The following is a 15,530-nucleotide window of genomic DNA, read 5'->3' as shown; positions in this document are numbered from 1 at the left end:
AAAAGGGGCGTTACATGTGGAGAAAACGTATTTGAAGCAAGAACATGCTATTTTTCGTAAAGCATTCCGGAAATTCCTTGAAATCGAAGTAGTACCTTTCTATGACCAATGGGAGAAGGATCGAATCATACCGCGTGCTTTGTGGAAGAAGATGGGGGAGCAAGGCTTTTTGTGTCCATGGCTAGCGGAGGAATATGGAGGTTTTAACGCAGATTTTGGTTACTCGGTCGTGGCTACAGAAGAGATAACACGTGTTGGATCAAGCTTATTAGGATTTGGTCTGCATAATGATGTAGTCGTGCCGTATCTGAATGCTTTTGGTAATGAGGAACAAAAGCATCGTTGGTTGCCGGGATGTGTATCAGGCGATATCATAACCGCCGTTGCGATGACGGAGCCGGGGGCGGGATCTGATTTAGCAGGCATTCGTACAACGGCGGTGCGTGATGGAGACGATTATATTATTAATGGTGAGAAAACCTTCATTACGAATGGTATTCATTCTGACCTGGTTGTTGTCGTCTGTAAAACGGATTCGGACATCGTTCCTGCTCATAAAGGGGTTAGCCTGATTGTTGTTGAACGTGATACACCTGGGTTTACTCGCGGGAAAAAGTTGGATAAAGTTGGTCTGCATGCACAGGATACTGCGGAATTGATCTTCCAGAATGCGCGTGTACCTGCTCGTAATCTATTAGGTGTGGAAGGAAAAGGATTTTATTATTTAATGAGTAAATTGCAAGAGGAACGACTAGGACTTTGCATGGGTTCCATTACACAATCCAAAGTGATGCTGGAAATTACGTTGGAGTATGTGAAGAGTCGTCAAGCATTTGGCCAACCGATTGGTAAATTTCAAAACACGCAATTTAAGCTAGCAGAAATGGCAACGGAAATTGAAATTGGCAGTGTGTTTGTCGATGATTTAATCGCTAAGCATATGGCAGGGGAAGATATCGTGACACATGTGTCCATGGGGAAATGGTGGCTCACGGATTTGGCGAAGCGTGTGGCGAGTGAATGCATGCAATTGCACGGTGGTTACGGATATATGGAAGAGTACCAGATTGCTAGAAGATATCGCGATGTACCGGTCGCTTCCATTTACGCCGGAACGAATGAAATTATGAAAACCATTATCGCTAAAAATCTGGGATTATAAAGGGGAGGAATAGCTATGGGGAAAGATCTTGTAAGTAAGGTTGGAATGGAATTTGAGCCATATCAATTTACGATAGAAAGAGGGAAAATTAAGGAGTTTGCTTTGGCGATTGGAGATGATAATCCCATCTACTTTGATAGGGAAGCGGCCCAGCAAGCGGGCTTTCGTGACGTGCCCATGCCGCCTTCCTTTGCAACGGTCATTGATTTATGGGCGGGACCAGATTTTGAGTCTCTCGTAACCTTGTTAGAGATGAATCCACTTAAGGTTCTTCACGGCGAGCAGGGCTATGACTATTTGAATGATATTTGTGCGGGGGATGAAATATCGGTTAAGACACGTGTGACAGAAGCGATTACTAAAAAAGGCATGAATCTTATCACGACAGAGAAGGCATATACCAATCAACACAATGAGCAAGTGCTTGTTGCACGGGCTGTTGTGATTGAACGACATTGAAAGGGAGGAAAGGATTATGACGACGTTACCTCAATTGCAAAAACCTAAAATAACGCATACCCAATTGGTACGATATGCGGGTGCTTCTGGAGATTTTAATCCGATTCATACAGTGGTGCCTGTGGCAGAACAGGCGGGCTTAGGTGGAGTTATTGCACATGGCATGCTTGTCATGGGCTTCGCTGGGCAAGCACTGAGCCAATGGTTTCCGCGCAAAGATTTGCGTCAATTCAATGTGCGGTTTACGAAGATGTCATATCCGGGTGAGAAGTTGAACGTTACTGGCCAAGTGAATGAGGAAATTGAAGAGAATGGTGAAGCACGCTTAGTTGGTGATCTGATTGTTAAAAATGAGGTGGAAGAAATTAAGTTAGCAGGCCAGTTTGTCGTCGCAAAAACGAATTAACATGGGGGAGGAATCACAATGAAAGTACTAGAAAACCAAGTCGCAATTATTACCGGTTCAGGTAGAGGAGTAGGGCGTGCATTAGCTGAGATGATGGCTGAACAAGGGGCGCGTGTCGTCATTTCAGATATGGATCACGAGCCAGCAGAGGAAGCCGTTCAAGCAATTAAAGCGAATGGCGGCGAGGCGATTGCAGTGATTGGGGACGTGACGGCATCTGACTTTCCGAAGAGGATTATGGATGAAACAATCGGGGCCTTTGGTAAGCTAGATATTTTAGTGAACAGCGCGGGGTATACATGGGATAATGTGATTCACAAAATGACGGATGATCAATTTCAAAAGATGCTGGATATTCACCTCATTGCCCCTTTCCGTTTGATTCGTGAAGCAGCTCCTTATTTACGTGATGCAGGAAAGGCCGATTTGGAGCAAGGGAAGGTCAATTATCGAAAAATCGTGAATGTCTCTTCTCTCGCGGGTGTTATGGGGAACGCTGGTCAAGCGAATTATTCGTCGGCGAAAGCAGGACTGATCGGTTTAACAAAAACGGTGGCGAAAGAGTGGGCTGCCTACAATATCAACTGCAATGCGGTTGCTTTCGGTGTGATTGATACGCGCCTTACGCAAGCGAAAGAAAATGGTGAGGTTGTGAATGGTATAGCTGTTGGTATTCCTGAAAAAGCGCGCCAAATGTTTACGCAAGCGATTCCACAAAAGCGAGTAGGGACAGTTCAAGAAGCGGCAGAAAGCATCTTCTTTCTCGCCTCTCCGCAATCGAATTATATTAATGGACATGTTATTAACATTAGCGGCGGCATGTATACGTAAGCCTGTATGCTCATTAATTACGCCTCGGCGTAATTGCGTCCAGATTTTTTTCGAGCAAGCTCGAAAAGCTCCTTTAAAAAATCTGTGACATCCGCCGGCTGACAAAAACGCCACGTCCTGTGGCATTGTCGGCACTAGTACATCCTGTACGTCGGAGGCTTGGGCCTGCACGACGCAGGTCATGCAGGCATTGCCAATCGAACTGCGAGGTGTTCGATTTGCCGTATTTCTGTGCTTTTTGCAGAAATTAAGGCACTGCTCTTCGGACGTGGCGACCTTAGCCTGTGTTCCTCTATCGTTCAGCGGGTGTTTGAACACCTACTGAACAGAAAAACAAAACTGCATTCATCTCGCCACCTATCGAGGTGGAAGTTTTCTACTGAATGAAGATAAATGCTAACTATAGAAGCGATTTCACATCGTTTTTGTAGTTGGTTTTTTTATATTAGAATGCAAAGTTTTTACATTAGTGTGCTTTGTCGTCTTTGAACTTTTCATCAAGAATTGAATGTAAGAAGAGAAGCAACTGGCTCATACAAACAAGGGGACGTATCGCTACAGGCGAGGCGTCCTCTTGTTTACTTATCTCTCTCTTTTACACATCAATCTGATAGTGTTTAATTTTATTGTAAAGGCTCACGCGCGATATGCCTAAAATCTTTGCGGCGGCACTTTTATTGCCGTACGTCTCAATGAGCACTTCCTGAATGCGATCACGCTCTAATTGCGCTTTCTCTTGGGGAAGCCCTTCCTTATCGATCCGTGGTTGGATGGCTACAGGGAAAATGGTTCGAATATCGTCTGCATGAATCGTTGTACTATCAATCATAATGACCATGCGTTCCACAACATTGCGTAGCTCCCGGATGTTGCCGGGCCAATGGTAACTTGTAAATATTTCCATCGCGCTCGTATGTAGCGTCGGGCATTCTTTTTGATATTTTATGCAATGTTCTTGTACGAAGTTTGTCACTAGCGTCGGAATGTCTTCGATTCTTTCTCGCAGCGGCGGGATAGGTAGGGACACCACATTTAAGCGGTAATATAAATCCTCACGAAATTGTCCTTTGTTAATCATATCTTCTAGATCACTATTCGTTGCAGCAACGATGCGACAATTGACTTTGATAGGGACGCTGCTACCAATACGAGACACTTCTCGCTCTTGTAATACTCGTAATAACTTCACTTGCATATCCAGCGGTAACATCCCGATTTCATCCAAAAATAAAGTGCCGCCGTCTGCCATCTCTACTTTTCCTGCTTTGCCGTCTTTATGGGCTCCTGTAAAGGCACCTTTTTCGTAGCCAAAAAACTCGCTTTCGAATAACGCTTCGGGGATGGCACCACAGTTAATAGGAACAAAAGGTTGATCTTTTCGTAAGCTTGCTTCATGAATCCCTTGGGAAAACAGTTCTTTCCCTACACCACTTTCTCCTTGAATTAACACGGTTGCATCCGTTTTCGCCACTTTAAGCGCGAGACTCTTTGCGATTTGAATGGCGCCGCTATGCCCTTTAATATCCGCTAAGGGTCCTATTTGTTCTTGTAAGTGATATTGTTGCTTCACTTTTTGTAGTTCAGTCGTCTTCAATGCTAATTTTTCGTTTAACGTTACAATGTTCGTGATGTCCTGATCGATGGAAATGGCTCCGATTAGGTTCCCTTGATGATCGAGAATCGGAGATGAGCTGATGAGTACATGCTTATCAGGCTGTGGTTGATGGTAGACATTAAAAACAGGTTGTTTCGTTTCAAGGATTTCGAATAGTTTTAAATCTTCCTTTTTGAAAAAATTACTAATGTCTTTCTTTTTAATACTGGAAAGGGGGATTCCATATATGCGCTCGGCCTGTGAATTCCAATATTCTACTTCACCGAGTGCGTTAATGATGACAATGGCATCAGAACTCGTTTCGATTAATGCATTCAAATAATAGAGGGAATGTTCTAGGAGGTTGTTCTGCATTGATGAAGACATCCTTTCTGGAATAAACAATAGTGTATATGTATAGTTTACAATACTGTAAACTTACTGAACAGTTTTTATTGTAATGAATTATGTGAACGATTGCAATAGGGGGATTCTATGTACTTTTGAAACTTGGCACGATTCTTGCAATAGATAGTAATGTGCAACAAATAACAGTGTACGTAGGAGGTAGTAATGCTTTATGGTAATAGTAGAGAATGCCATTCGAACAATCGATGCGCATACGATGGGTGAAGCGGCGAGGATTGTGGTGGATGGGATCCCAGAAATCCATGGGACGAGCATGATGGAAAAGAAAAACTACATGCAGACGAAGATGGATGATATACGCAAGTTGCTTATGCATGAGCCAAGAGGGCACCTGAATATGTTTGGTGCGATTTTAACGGAACCGTGTAATCCACAATGCCAGTTAGGTGTATTATTTATGGATAGTGGCGGGTATCTCAATATGTGTGGCCACGGAACGATTGCGGCGGTTACGATTGCCATCAATCAAGGACTGATTGCGAAACAAGACAAGGTATTACTGGATACACCTTCTGGCGTGGTGGAGTGTCATGTCACGTACGAAGACGGCAAAGTGAAAGAAGTGTCCTTTATTAACGTACCGGCTTTCTTATTGCAAAAAAATGTAAGCGTTTTAGTAGAAGGAATCGGACAGGTGCATATGGATATTGCATTTGGTGGTAGCTTCTTCGCAATTGTCGATGCCCATCAATTGAATTTGACACTGGATATTGATGAACAGGATCAAATTACAGCACTTGGAATAGCCATCAGGAAAGCTGCAAACGAACAACTCGTAATTGAACATCCTGAAATACCGGCCATTAATACCATTGATCTTGTGGAATTTAGTTTGGAAGTTGGCAAGAATCACTATAAAAATACCGTCGTATTTGGAGATGGACAAATCGACCGCTCTCCTTGTGGTACAGGTACTTGTGCGAAATTGGCGACGTTGACGCTTGCTGAAGGTGAGGAAATTATCCAAGAGAGCATCATTGGTTCGCGCTTTAAAGGAACGGTCGTCAAGCATACGACGGTTCAAGATTTACAAGCAATCATCCCTAAAATTACAGGGTCTGCCTGGATGACAGGTGTCCATCAATTTTCATTGGAAGCGACAGATCCTTATACTGCAGGATTTTTATTGAAATAACAAACTAACTAAAATTATCGGAGGTATTCGTTATGAGCGTAGCAAGAGATTTCTTTATGGCATTATCACAAAACAAGGTGTTAAATAGCGGTGCAAAACGTTGGGGGCTAAAATTAGGCGCGCAGTCCGTTGTTGCGGGAACGACAGTGGAACAAATGGTTGAAAGTGTTAAAAAGTTAAATGCAAAGGGTATTTCCGTAACAATTGATAACCTAGGGGAATTCGTGTTTGAGAAACAAGAGGCACTTGAAGCGAAAACACAAATTTTAGCGGTTATCGAAGCCATTCACACACATGAATTGGATGCGCATATTTCCTTAAAACCTACACAGTTAGGCTTAGACGTTGACTATACGTTCTGCTTCGACAATTTGAAGGAGATTGTGGCGAAAGCACATGCATATGCGATTTTCATCAACTTTGACATGGAGGATTATGGACATTTAGAGCCATCATTTAACATTCTTGATGAGCTTTCCAAGGATTACGATAATATTGGAACGGTGATTCAAGCTTATTTCTATGAAGCAGATGAAAATTTGCAAAAATACAAGGACTTCCGTATGCGAATTGTGAAAGGCGCTTATAAAGAGCCAGAACATTTGGCGTACCAAGATAAAAAAGATATCGATGCAAACTATATCCGCTTGATTGAGTATCATTTACTACATGGTAAATTTTCATCCATCGCGACACATGATCACCACGTCATTAATCATGTGAAAAAGTTTGTGGAAGAACATAATATCTCAAAAGATAAGTTTGAATTCCAAATGCTCTACGGTTTTAGAACGGACTTACAGCTTGAACTTGCAAATGAAGGCTATAAATTCTGTACGTATGTACCATTTGGCGTCGACTGGTACGGCTATTTCATGCGCCGCTTGGCAGAGCGTCCTCAAAATCTAAACCTTGTTGCGAAGCAAATGTTCAATAAAAAGACGAATACACTACTTGGCATTGGTGCGGGCGCATTTTTGTTAGGCAGAGCGAGCAAACGAAGAAAAGGCTAAGAAAACGGGTTCACATTTCATACGAGGGGGAATACACATGGAGAAAAAAATATCGTTTTCGCAGTTGTTAGCGATTGGTTTTATGCTTTTTGCGATGTTCTTAGGGGCAGGTAACGTGATATTTGCACCAATGTTAGGGCAGCAAGCAGGAACGAATACGTGGATTGCGATGGGTGGTTTCTTAATCACGGGTGTTGGGATGGTTTTACTTGCCATTATCGCGTTAACGCGTGGAGGCGGAACGGTAGAGAAGTTGGCAGGAAGGGTGCATCCAGTATTTGCAACCGTTTTCTCCATCTTACTGTTTCTTACGCTAGGGCCGATTTATGTCGTGCCGCGCACAACGTCGGTTGTCTACGAAATTGCGGTGAATCCGTTAGTGCAAGATAAATCGAGTACGAGCTTATATTTATTTATTTTCTCTTTGGCATTTATCGTCTTAACGATTTTCCTATCATGGAACACGACGAAGTTTGTCGATCGTTTAGGAAAGCTGATTACACCTATTTTTGTTGTGCTGTTAGTTGTCCTTGTTGCTAAATCCATTATCACGCCGATGGGGAGCTTTGGGGAGCCGCAAGGAGAGTATATTACGGGCGCCTTCTTAAAAGGATTTACGCAAGGGTATTATACAATGGATGTTCTCGCTGCTTTTGTATTCGGGGGAATTTTCATTAAGTCCATTAGTTCCTATGGCATTAAGTCCGATAAGGAAGTATCGAAGATCTTTATAAAAGCAGGTATGATTACAATCATCGGCTTGGTTGCTTTGCAAGTTTCGATGGCATGGATCGGTGCTTCGAGTGTTACGCCACTTGGCTATATGGCAAATGGCGGAGAAGTGTTGGCGCAAAGTGCGATTGTATTGTTTGGTGAATTTGGGGTTTATATTATTGGAACGGTTATTTTATTGACAGGTATTACAACGAATGTTGCTTGTTTGGCAGCGGTTGCAGAATATTTTGAACGAATTGTACCAAGTGTATCGTATAAAAAGTGGTTGATAATCTTCGCTTTGTTAGGATTAGTCATTACAAACTTTGGCCTAACGACGATTTTGACGTTGGCATCGCCGATTTTATTGTTGTTGTATCCATTAGCGATTGCGTTAATTGTTCTCATCTTTGCGAACAACTTGTTTAATGGCCATCAATCGGTTTATGTTGGCACAATCATTGGTGTAGGCTTTGTTGCGGTTCTAGATGCGTTGAAGGATGCGAAAGTGGCACCAGAAGCCATCAATAACATGTTCGGATTTATCCCGTTATTTGAGTATGGTGCAGGATGGATTGTGACGGGTATCATTGGATTTGTGATTGGCTTGGTTGTTGCAAAATCGAGAAAAGAATCCACGACATTGATTAATCTCGCAGGTGAAGAAGTCCATTGATCGTTTTGTAATGGATTTCTCTAAAAAAGGCGGCTTTGCATGTTCGATGCGAAGCCGTCTTTTTATGGTGTGCCCGGCATGGGCATAGTTTATAGGATGCAAGTCCCGAACTGTGAAGGCGGAGGTAACAGTTAGCTTAACGCAAGGGTGTCCATGGTGACGTGGAATCTTACATAAGTTCTTTTTTCATCCTCCTAGTAGTGCAATGAACGTTATTAGATATATATAATTATTTAGATAATTCTTATTTATTTGCCTATTTAACAACATTCTTGTTATAGTAGAGGCAGTATTCTGCTAAAAAGTGGATGGCAGTGAAATGGGGTTTGGAATTCATGAACCGATTTGTGGATGGAAAAATGAACCAGGAACAGCCTATTTGGAGGTATGCGTTTGCAAGTCTCGTGGTGACGATTAGTACGCTAGGTTTTGGGCGAATGTCATATGGAATTTTAATGCCTTTTATGAAAGAAAGCTTGTCATTATCATACGAACAGGCCGGAATATTAGCAACGACAAATTCAATTGGTTATTTAGGGATGGTTCTTTTTGCGGGTATGCTCGCAACGAAATGGGGATCTAAGAGATTAGTTGTTTTCGGGACATTGCTTGTCGCTACTGGCTTAATGTATTTGGCAATGGTTCAAAGCTTTAGTGCGAGCCTTGTAGGGATGATTACCCTTGGAGTTGGAACCGCCTTCGCATATACACCACTCGTGAATATTGTGGTTGGTTGGTTTCCACAGCGGCGGGGGATGATGATTGGTTTTCTCGTCAGTGGTCTCGGACTTGGGACGCTTATTTCAAGTATGTTAATTCCGTTGTTTACGACCTGGTTTTCAATCGATGGATGGCGGTATTTATGGTTTGTCTATGGACTTTTGTCGCTATTGTTTGCGCTAGTAGCCCTGCTTATTTTGCGAGATCCACCCATACCACTATTGAAAAAGGAACAAAAGGGCCAATCTCTTTGGCGGGAAGTGTATTTGCATAAGTGCGTGCTTCTTGTCGCTATTATTTACGGTTTGATTGGTTTCGCTTATTTACTTCCACAAAGTTTTTTGTTTAGTTTTATATTAGAAGCCAAGATTGATCGCTTTGTGGCCGGACAAATTATGGCTCTTGGCGGGTTGATGTCCATTTTCAGCGGTCCGTTATGGGGAATGATTTCCGATAAGATTGGACGGAAGAAGTCTTTGGTCATTACGCTTGTCACAGGAGCGGCATCTATGCTTATTTCAGTGATTTTCCCTGTATTCATCGGATTTGTTGTCAGTCAATTTTTCTGGGGAGTCACAGTCGTTGGCATGCTTTCGCTCATTCAAGCGCTGTCAACGGAACAGATTCATTCATCCTACGCTCCTATCGCTTTAGGCTATGTCACTGTTTATTTCGCATTAGGACAGCTTTTTGGACCTGGTCTTGGCGGTTGGATGATTGATCATATAGGTGGAATTTCATCTGCGTTGCTCTTATGCAGTGGTTTGTTATTGCTCGCTTTTTTGTTCTCGTTGAGATTGCGGAAAAAAGAAGATAGCCAATCACTCCATCATTTACCTGAGCCTTCTTTTGAGCATATTAAATCATAAAAAAGTTCCTCGCGGGCATACTTTGAATATCATTTCAAAGTAGGAGGATTGCATCGTTGACTACAACTGAAAGAACATTGTCGGTTTTCGCATTAGGCGGTATCAATGAAATCGGAAAGAATATGTATGTTTTGCAATATGGAGAGGACATTGTTGTCATTGACTGTGGTTCCAAGTTTCCAGATGAAAGTTTGTTAGGCATTGATTTAATCATCCAGGATATTTCCTATTTGAAGCAACATCAGGATAAAATCCGTGGATTAATCGTGACGCATGGACACGAAGATCATATTGGTGGGATTCCATACTTTCTCAAACAGTTAAATGTCCCGGTTTATGCAACACGTTTAACGTTAGGGCTTATTGAATTGAAATTAAAGGAGCATGGGCTGCTTCGGAAAACCGAGTTGGTTCTGATTAATTCAGAATCGGATATAGCGTTTGGGGCTGTGAGGGTTACATTTTTCAAAACAAGCCATAGTATTCCCGATTGTCTTGGCGTTGTTTTTCATACACCTGAAGGCGCAGTCGTACATACCGGTGATTTTAAGTTCGATTTGACGCCGGTCAATCATGACTATCCCGATCTTCATAAGATGGCGGAAATCGGAAAGAAAGGTGTATTGCTGCTGTTATCGGAAAGTACCAATGCAGAACGTCCTGGGTTTAACCCTTCTGAACAACAGGTGGGCGGGCATATTGAAGAGGCGTTCCGCAAAGCGCGTGGGAAAGTGTTTATTTCTACGTTTGCGTCTAACGTTCACCGTGTCCAACAAGTAGTAGATGCGGCGCAAAAAACAAACCGCAGGCTTGTGTTGCTCGGGCGAAGTATGGTAAATGTCGTGGCTGTTGCATCGGAACTTGGTTATTTAGCGATTCCGGAAGGCATGTTAATGGAGAAGCATGAAGTGAAAGGGATGGACCCTGAAAAGGTTGTTATTCTTTGTACAGGCAGTCAAGGGGAGCCGATGGCAGCTCTGTCTCGTTTGTCTACATCCAGTTTTCGTGAGGTAGAAGTTCATCCTGAAGACACGGTTATTTTTGCTTCAACGCCCATTCCTGGGAATGAAAAAAGTGTTTCACGCATCATTGATAATTTATTTCTTTTGGGTGCCAAAGTGATTTATGGATCGGGGACTGTAACGGGGATGCATGTTTCAGGACATGCCTGTCAGGAAGAATTAAAACTGATGCTAACGTTAATGAAGCCAAAATATTTCATACCGATTCATGGTGAATTTCGGATGCTATATCAGCATCGCTTACTAGCTGAGTCTGTTGGCGTGGAAAGAAAAAATATTTTTATCGTTAACAACGGAGATGTTGTCGATATTCATAATCAGGTTGCCCGCCAAACACGAAAAGTACAATCGGGGAGGATTTTTGTAGACGGGATGGGCATTGGCGATGTTGGGAACATTGTATTACGTGACCGTAAACTGCTTTCGGAGGAAGGGATGTTGGTCATTGTAGTTACTTTGAATAAATCGGATGGTCGATTAGTATCTGATCCTGATATCATTTCCCGTGGCTTTGTCTATCGCCGAGATGCAGAAGCTCTCTTGGATGAGGTGACACAGTTAGTGATCACGACAATTACAAAATTACAAGGTGCCAATGGCAATAAAAAGAATCTATTGAGACAGGAAATAAAGAAATCGACGGAAACGTTTTTATTCGCTCGAACCAAAAGAAGGCCGATGATTCTTCCGATTATGATTGAAATTTAATGTCAGCCCCATTATAAAGAGCGAACCCCTTGTAAGTATAGAGGGTCCGCTCTTTTACACGTTGTGAAAAATTATTTGAATATCTGATTTTGGGTTTCGATTGTCATGAACGGTATTGTTGGACATTTCGTAAAGTTGCTTTGATGGCCTCTTCAATTTCTTTGTACCCAGTACAACGGCAAATATTTGATTCTAGCCAATCTTTAATCACCGTATCGGTCGCGTTTGGATGCTGTTGAATTAACGAGTGACAATTCATAATAAAGCCAGGGGTGCAATAGCCACATTGGAAAGCAAATTTTTCGATGAACTGTGTTTGAATGGGGGCGTTTTGAAGCCCTTCTATAGTTGTCACCTTTTTATTCATTGCCTCAACGGCGAGCATTAAACAGGATTTCATCGGTTGCCCATCAACATCAATGGTACAAGCGCCACAATCTCCGTTCAAACACCCGGGTTTTGCGCCTGTTAAGCCGAGCTTCTCCCGAAGGACATAGAGTAATGTATCTGTATTGCGTGCGTGAACCGAACGTTCTTCGCCATTAATCTGTAACGTTATTTCGTGACTACCCATTATGACTCCGCCCCTTCAAAAGCATCCAGTATATCCAATAACGTATTTTTTAAAACAAACATTCGGTATTCTGCAGAGCCATGCACATCTTCTAAAATCGTTGCGGGAATCTGTTGGAGCGCTTGCTCGATTCTTTCTTCCCTCGATAGCTGAAGGTCATTTAAGGATTTCTCCATTTGTTGGTTGCGAAATGGAAAGGCGCATAATCCACTAAACGCTACTTTGAGCCGGTCGTTCTTTTTAAGGGCCGCTGTTGTGATCAAAGGATACCCGACGTCCCACTGTCTTCGTTTTTTTATGCATAGAAATGGCAAGTCGATTTCGCTTTGTTCAGTTATGATTTGAACCAGAAATTCCCCTTTTTCCAATTGTAGTATCTGGTCAAATACGTCACGTAAGGGCCGCTGTTTTAAACCGGTGCGGCTTGCAATGACGACTTGGCTATCGGTTAATAAAAGCGGTAAAACCGTTTCCCTGTAAAAGATGTTGGCACAAATATTGCCACCCAATGTAATTTTATTGCGGGCGGTATTGTCTGCAATCTCCGCAATTGTTTTAGATAAAAAGGGGAAGGCCCCTATCTCTCGTATCCTTGATAAGGATAATGTAGCGCCCCAAATGTGCGTCGTGCCTTTCTTACGATAAGCCGTGCATTCAGGAATCGCTTTTATGTCAATGACAGCGTCTGTAACGATCCGATTTAATCTTCCGAGTGTGATGATTTCTGTTCCACCTGAAAAATAGAGTGGATTTTTCCCTTGTTCATCCAACGTGTGAAATAGTTGTATCGCTTCTTCAATCGTGGCTGGTTGATAATAGTCAAAGTCAAAGGAAATCATCTATCGTCACCGCTTTCTTTTCCTTCCAAATGTATTCAGGTGTGAGTGGGAGTTTATTTAGATTCACTCCTGCAGCGATTGACAAACTATTCGCAAGAGCTGCAGGCATGCCGATTAATCCGTGCTCCCCAATGCCACGTGCGCCGAATGGCCCGTCGATGTGAGGGGTTTCGAGGAAGTGTACGATGTATTCGGGATGATCTCCATAACGAAAGGGGCTATATGTGCGAAGTCTTGGATTTTGAACGATTCCATCCTTGCTAAATACAAATGTTTCACTACTTGCATGATTTAATCCCATGCTCATCGCGCCCATCACTTGGCCCTGTGCCAATTTTGTATGAAGTACTTTCCCCACATCGATTACCGAATAAGCTTTTAGGATCCGATAGGTAAAATCTCTTGTGTTGAATTCCACTTCCACGCCTTGAGCGCCTACTGTATATTCAGGTCCCGTTTTTCCTGCTCCAGTTTCGGGATTGAGATGCGTTAAATGTCTTAATGTATAATTTCCTTTTCCAATGATTTGTCCACCGATTGCATAGCCATTTGGATAAGTATACCCATAACAAACATCCTTTACCTGGACAAATGTATCTGGCTCCTCGCGGACATAAACCTTCTCATAGCCGACCTCCAAGTCATCGGGCGAACAGATAAGCACATGTGAAGCGATATTCTTTAATTGTTGAATGGCATCTTCAGCGGCTTTTAATAACGCCCGCCCCGCCATTAACGTTCCTCTACTGGCAGCGGTTTTGTAGTGTTCGGGCGTAGTTTGTGTATTTACTGTCATGTGGACATGGATGTTATTGATATTCATTTTTAGCTTCTCGGCAAGCAATTGTGCGAGCATCGTTTTCGTACCCATTCCAATTTCCACAATTCCGGAAAGGATGTTTACACTGCCATCTGGATTAAAAAGCAACATGATTCCTGAACTGGCTCCTGAGTCGATTGTCGATGTTTTCCAAAAACAACTAATTCCTTTCGCTTGTACTTTAAACTCGTCCACTTGAACGATGGCTCCCGCTTTCCAGTTCATTAAATCTTTTAGTTTTTCGATACAACCTGGCAAATTACCGACCGTACTGTCATTCAGCGGTATTTGTGTGGGGGATACATGGCCTGGTAAAATGGCATTTTTTTTACGGAGTTCCAGGGGATCTATTTTGAGTTTTCGAGCGAGGATGTCCATGGAGCGTTCGAAAGCAAATAACAGTTCAGAGTGACTAAATCCCCTGTAAGCCGCTGCGTATGGATGGTTCGTATAAACACAAAGTGAGTCGCACCAGACATGCTCAATTTGGTAAGGCCCCGTACAAGTTACCGCTGCCGCTTTACTAATCACCGAACCTTTATCTGAGTAGGCGCCACTATCAAATAAATACAAGATTTTTGCTGCTGTTAACTTGCCGTCTTTCGTCGCCGCAAGCTTTATGGTCGCGTCAAGTCCGACACGACCGGGGGAAGTGATCATATCTTCTTCTCGTGTATAGTGAAGTTTAACGGGTCTACCCCCGACCGCAACGGTTGCTAAATAGGCAATGAGTTCAAGGTGGATAGCTATTTTTCCGCCAAATCCTCCGCCAACGAATGGTGCTTTTACGATGATTTTTCCTTCGTCTAAGTTAAAATAATTGCTTATTTGTTCTTTGATTCGATAGGGGGCCTGCGCTGCAGAAGTTATATGTACAAATCCGCCCGACTTAATTTCTGCTGTGGCACATCTTGTTTCCATTGCGATATGGTCTGAAGGGGAAAAAGAAAAGCTTTCCTCTACGACAGTGTTGTCGTGAAATCCTTGTTCAATATGACCTTTTCTAATTTTAGTCCGGTTCGCAATGTTTGATCCCGGTTCTGGATAGACATATTGTGTTTTTTCATAATGCGCTAGCTCTTCATGCACTAAAGTCGCATCTGGTAGTAACGCTTCCTTAGGAGAACTCACGACAGGTAACGGTTCATAGGTAACTGTAATCAATTCCGCCGCTTTTTTAGCTTGAAATGGATGATCAGCGACAACAGCAGCAATCGGCTCTCCGTGGTAACGGACCCTGTCGAATGCCAATATAGGGCGATCCTTTACCTCATCACCGGTAAGTGGAAGTGACTGACCGATAAGTACAGCGCGAACGCCAGGTACTTCCCATGCTTTTGAAGTATCGATTTCTCTTAGTTTTGCATGCGCATGGGAACTGATAACCAATTTTACATGTAGCATATTTGTAGTTGTGTAATCCGCTGTATATTTCGCTGCTCCCGTCACTTTTTCAAGCGCATCTTTGCGTTGAATACTTTTTCCAATGCTCCAACTCATGAATGTATGCCACCTCGTAACCCTTTTAATACCTATACTATTGCTCTTCAGGATAAGAA

The 15,530-nt window shown here is 42.7% G+C and carries 13 protein-coding genes; 9 read left to right on the top strand and 4 right to left on the bottom strand.

What is annotated here, in order from left to right; all coding sequences use genetic code 11:
* Positions 1-16 precede the first annotated feature (16 nt).
* Genes MKY34_RS15645 through MKY34_RS15630 form a run of 4 tightly spaced genes read left to right on the top strand, consistent with a single transcriptional unit; the run spans position 17 to position 2,858 of the window.
* On the top strand, positions 17-1,162 hold the full coding sequence (locus MKY34_RS15645) for an acyl-CoA dehydrogenase family protein (protein ID WP_342512054.1): 1,146 nt from the start codon (positions 17-19) through the stop codon (positions 1,160-1,162).
* A 15-nt stretch (positions 1,163-1,177) separates the two neighbouring features.
* Complete coding sequence (locus MKY34_RS15640; RefSeq protein WP_342512053.1) at positions 1,178-1,621, top strand: MaoC family dehydratase N-terminal domain-containing protein; 444 nt, start codon at positions 1,178-1,180, stop codon at positions 1,619-1,621.
* 16 nt (positions 1,622-1,637) lie between these two features.
* Entirely contained in the window at positions 1,638-2,027 is a 390-nt protein-coding gene (locus tag MKY34_RS15635; protein WP_342512052.1) for a MaoC/PaaZ C-terminal domain-containing protein, read from the top strand.
* 18 nt (positions 2,028-2,045) lie between these two features.
* A complete protein-coding gene (locus MKY34_RS15630; RefSeq protein WP_342512051.1) occupies positions 2,046-2,858 on the top strand; it encodes an SDR family oxidoreductase in 813 nt (270 codons plus the stop codon).
* Positions 2,859-3,453: 595 nt separating this feature from the next.
* Here the strand turns inward: MKY34_RS15630 and MKY34_RS15625 are convergent.
* Positions 3,454-4,827, bottom strand: a complete 1,374-nt coding sequence (locus MKY34_RS15625) for a sigma 54-interacting transcriptional regulator (RefSeq protein ID WP_342512050.1) — start codon at positions 4,825-4,827, stop codon at positions 3,454-3,456.
* Positions 4,828-5,032: 205 nt separating this feature from the next.
* On the opposite strand from MKY34_RS15625, the gene MKY34_RS15620 reads away from it, so the two are divergent.
* The 5 genes from MKY34_RS15620 to MKY34_RS15600 all read left to right on the top strand — a co-directional run bounded on the left by MKY34_RS15620 (position 5,033) and on the right by MKY34_RS15600 (position 11,738).
* Entirely contained in the window at positions 5,033-6,016 is a 984-nt protein-coding gene (locus tag MKY34_RS15620; RefSeq protein WP_342512049.1) for a proline racemase family protein, read from the top strand.
* 32 nt (positions 6,017-6,048) lie between these two features.
* Positions 6,049-7,029 (top strand): proline dehydrogenase family protein, encoded by a 981-nt coding sequence (locus tag MKY34_RS15615; RefSeq protein WP_342512048.1) that lies wholly within the window; start codon positions 6,049-6,051, stop codon positions 7,027-7,029.
* Between the two features lie 37 nt (positions 7,030-7,066).
* Positions 7,067-8,419, top strand: coding sequence for a branched-chain amino acid transport system II carrier protein (brnQ, locus tag MKY34_RS15610; RefSeq protein ID WP_342512047.1), 1,353 nt, complete (start codon positions 7,067-7,069; stop codon positions 8,417-8,419).
* 335 nt (positions 8,420-8,754) lie between these two features.
* Complete coding sequence (locus tag MKY34_RS15605) at positions 8,755-10,008, top strand: YbfB/YjiJ family MFS transporter (RefSeq protein ID WP_342512046.1); 1,254 nt, start codon at positions 8,755-8,757, stop codon at positions 10,006-10,008.
* 56 nt (positions 10,009-10,064) lie between these two features.
* Positions 10,065-11,738, top strand: coding sequence for a ribonuclease J (locus MKY34_RS15600; RefSeq protein WP_342512045.1), 1,674 nt, complete (start codon positions 10,065-10,067; stop codon positions 11,736-11,738).
* Between the two features lie 103 nt (positions 11,739-11,841).
* Here MKY34_RS15600 and MKY34_RS15595 read toward each other — a convergent pair whose 3' ends face one another.
* The 3 genes from MKY34_RS15595 to MKY34_RS15585 are packed head-to-tail and all read right to left on the bottom strand — an operon-like array spanning position 11,842 to position 15,471.
* On the bottom strand, positions 11,842-12,312 hold the full coding sequence (locus MKY34_RS15595; protein ID WP_342512044.1) for a (2Fe-2S)-binding protein: 471 nt from the start codon (positions 12,310-12,312) through the stop codon (positions 11,842-11,844).
* Positions 12,312-13,151 (bottom strand): FAD binding domain-containing protein, encoded by an 840-nt coding sequence (locus tag MKY34_RS15590; RefSeq protein ID WP_342512043.1) that lies wholly within the window; start codon positions 13,149-13,151, stop codon positions 12,312-12,314. The genes MKY34_RS15595 and MKY34_RS15590 overlap by 1 nt, the downstream gene beginning before the upstream one ends.
* Positions 13,138-15,471 (bottom strand): xanthine dehydrogenase family protein molybdopterin-binding subunit, encoded by a 2,334-nt coding sequence (locus MKY34_RS15585; protein WP_342512042.1) that lies wholly within the window; start codon positions 15,469-15,471, stop codon positions 13,138-13,140. The genes MKY34_RS15590 and MKY34_RS15585 overlap by 14 nt, the downstream gene beginning before the upstream one ends.
* Positions 15,472-15,530: the final 59 nt, after the last annotated feature.

This window comes from Sporosarcina sp. FSL K6-1522 (assembly GCF_038622445.1).
Classification (GTDB): domain Bacteria; phylum Bacillota; class Bacilli; order Bacillales_A; family Planococcaceae; genus Sporosarcina.
The sequence above is the reverse complement of the archived record's forward strand: the minus strand, read 5'-3'. Positions and strand labels throughout refer to the sequence as shown.

Excerpts from the sequence above, each read along its gene's own strand:
- MKY34_RS15590 (WP_342512043.1), bottom strand. The coding sequence starts at position 13,151 with ATGATTTCCTTTGACTTTGACTATTATCAACCAGCCACGATTGAAGAA.
- MKY34_RS15615 (WP_342512048.1), top strand. The coding sequence starts at position 6,049 with ATGAGCGTAGCAAGAGATTTCTTTATGGCATTATCACAAAACAAGGTG.
- MKY34_RS15635 (WP_342512052.1), top strand. The coding sequence starts at position 1,638 with ATGACGACGTTACCTCAATTGCAAAAACCTAAAATAACGCATACCCAA.
- MKY34_RS15605 (WP_342512046.1), top strand. The coding sequence starts at position 8,755 with ATGAACCGATTTGTGGATGGAAAAATGAACCAGGAACAGCCTATTTGG.
- MKY34_RS15595 (WP_342512044.1), bottom strand. The coding sequence starts at position 12,312 with ATGGGTAGTCACGAAATAACGTTACAGATTAATGGCGAAGAACGTTCG.
- MKY34_RS15620 (WP_342512049.1), top strand. The coding sequence starts at position 5,033 with ATGGTAATAGTAGAGAATGCCATTCGAACAATCGATGCGCATACGATG.
- MKY34_RS15640 (WP_342512053.1), top strand. The coding sequence starts at position 1,178 with ATGGGGAAAGATCTTGTAAGTAAGGTTGGAATGGAATTTGAGCCATAT.
- MKY34_RS15630 (WP_342512051.1), top strand. The coding sequence starts at position 2,046 with ATGAAAGTACTAGAAAACCAAGTCGCAATTATTACCGGTTCAGGTAGA.
- MKY34_RS15585 (WP_342512042.1), bottom strand. The coding sequence starts at position 15,471 with ATGAGTTGGAGCATTGGAAAAAGTATTCAACGCAAAGATGCGCTTGAA.
- brnQ (WP_342512047.1), top strand. The coding sequence starts at position 7,067 with ATGGAGAAAAAAATATCGTTTTCGCAGTTGTTAGCGATTGGTTTTATG.
- MKY34_RS15625 (WP_342512050.1), bottom strand. The coding sequence starts at position 4,827 with ATGCAGAACAACCTCCTAGAACATTCCCTCTATTATTTGAATGCATTA.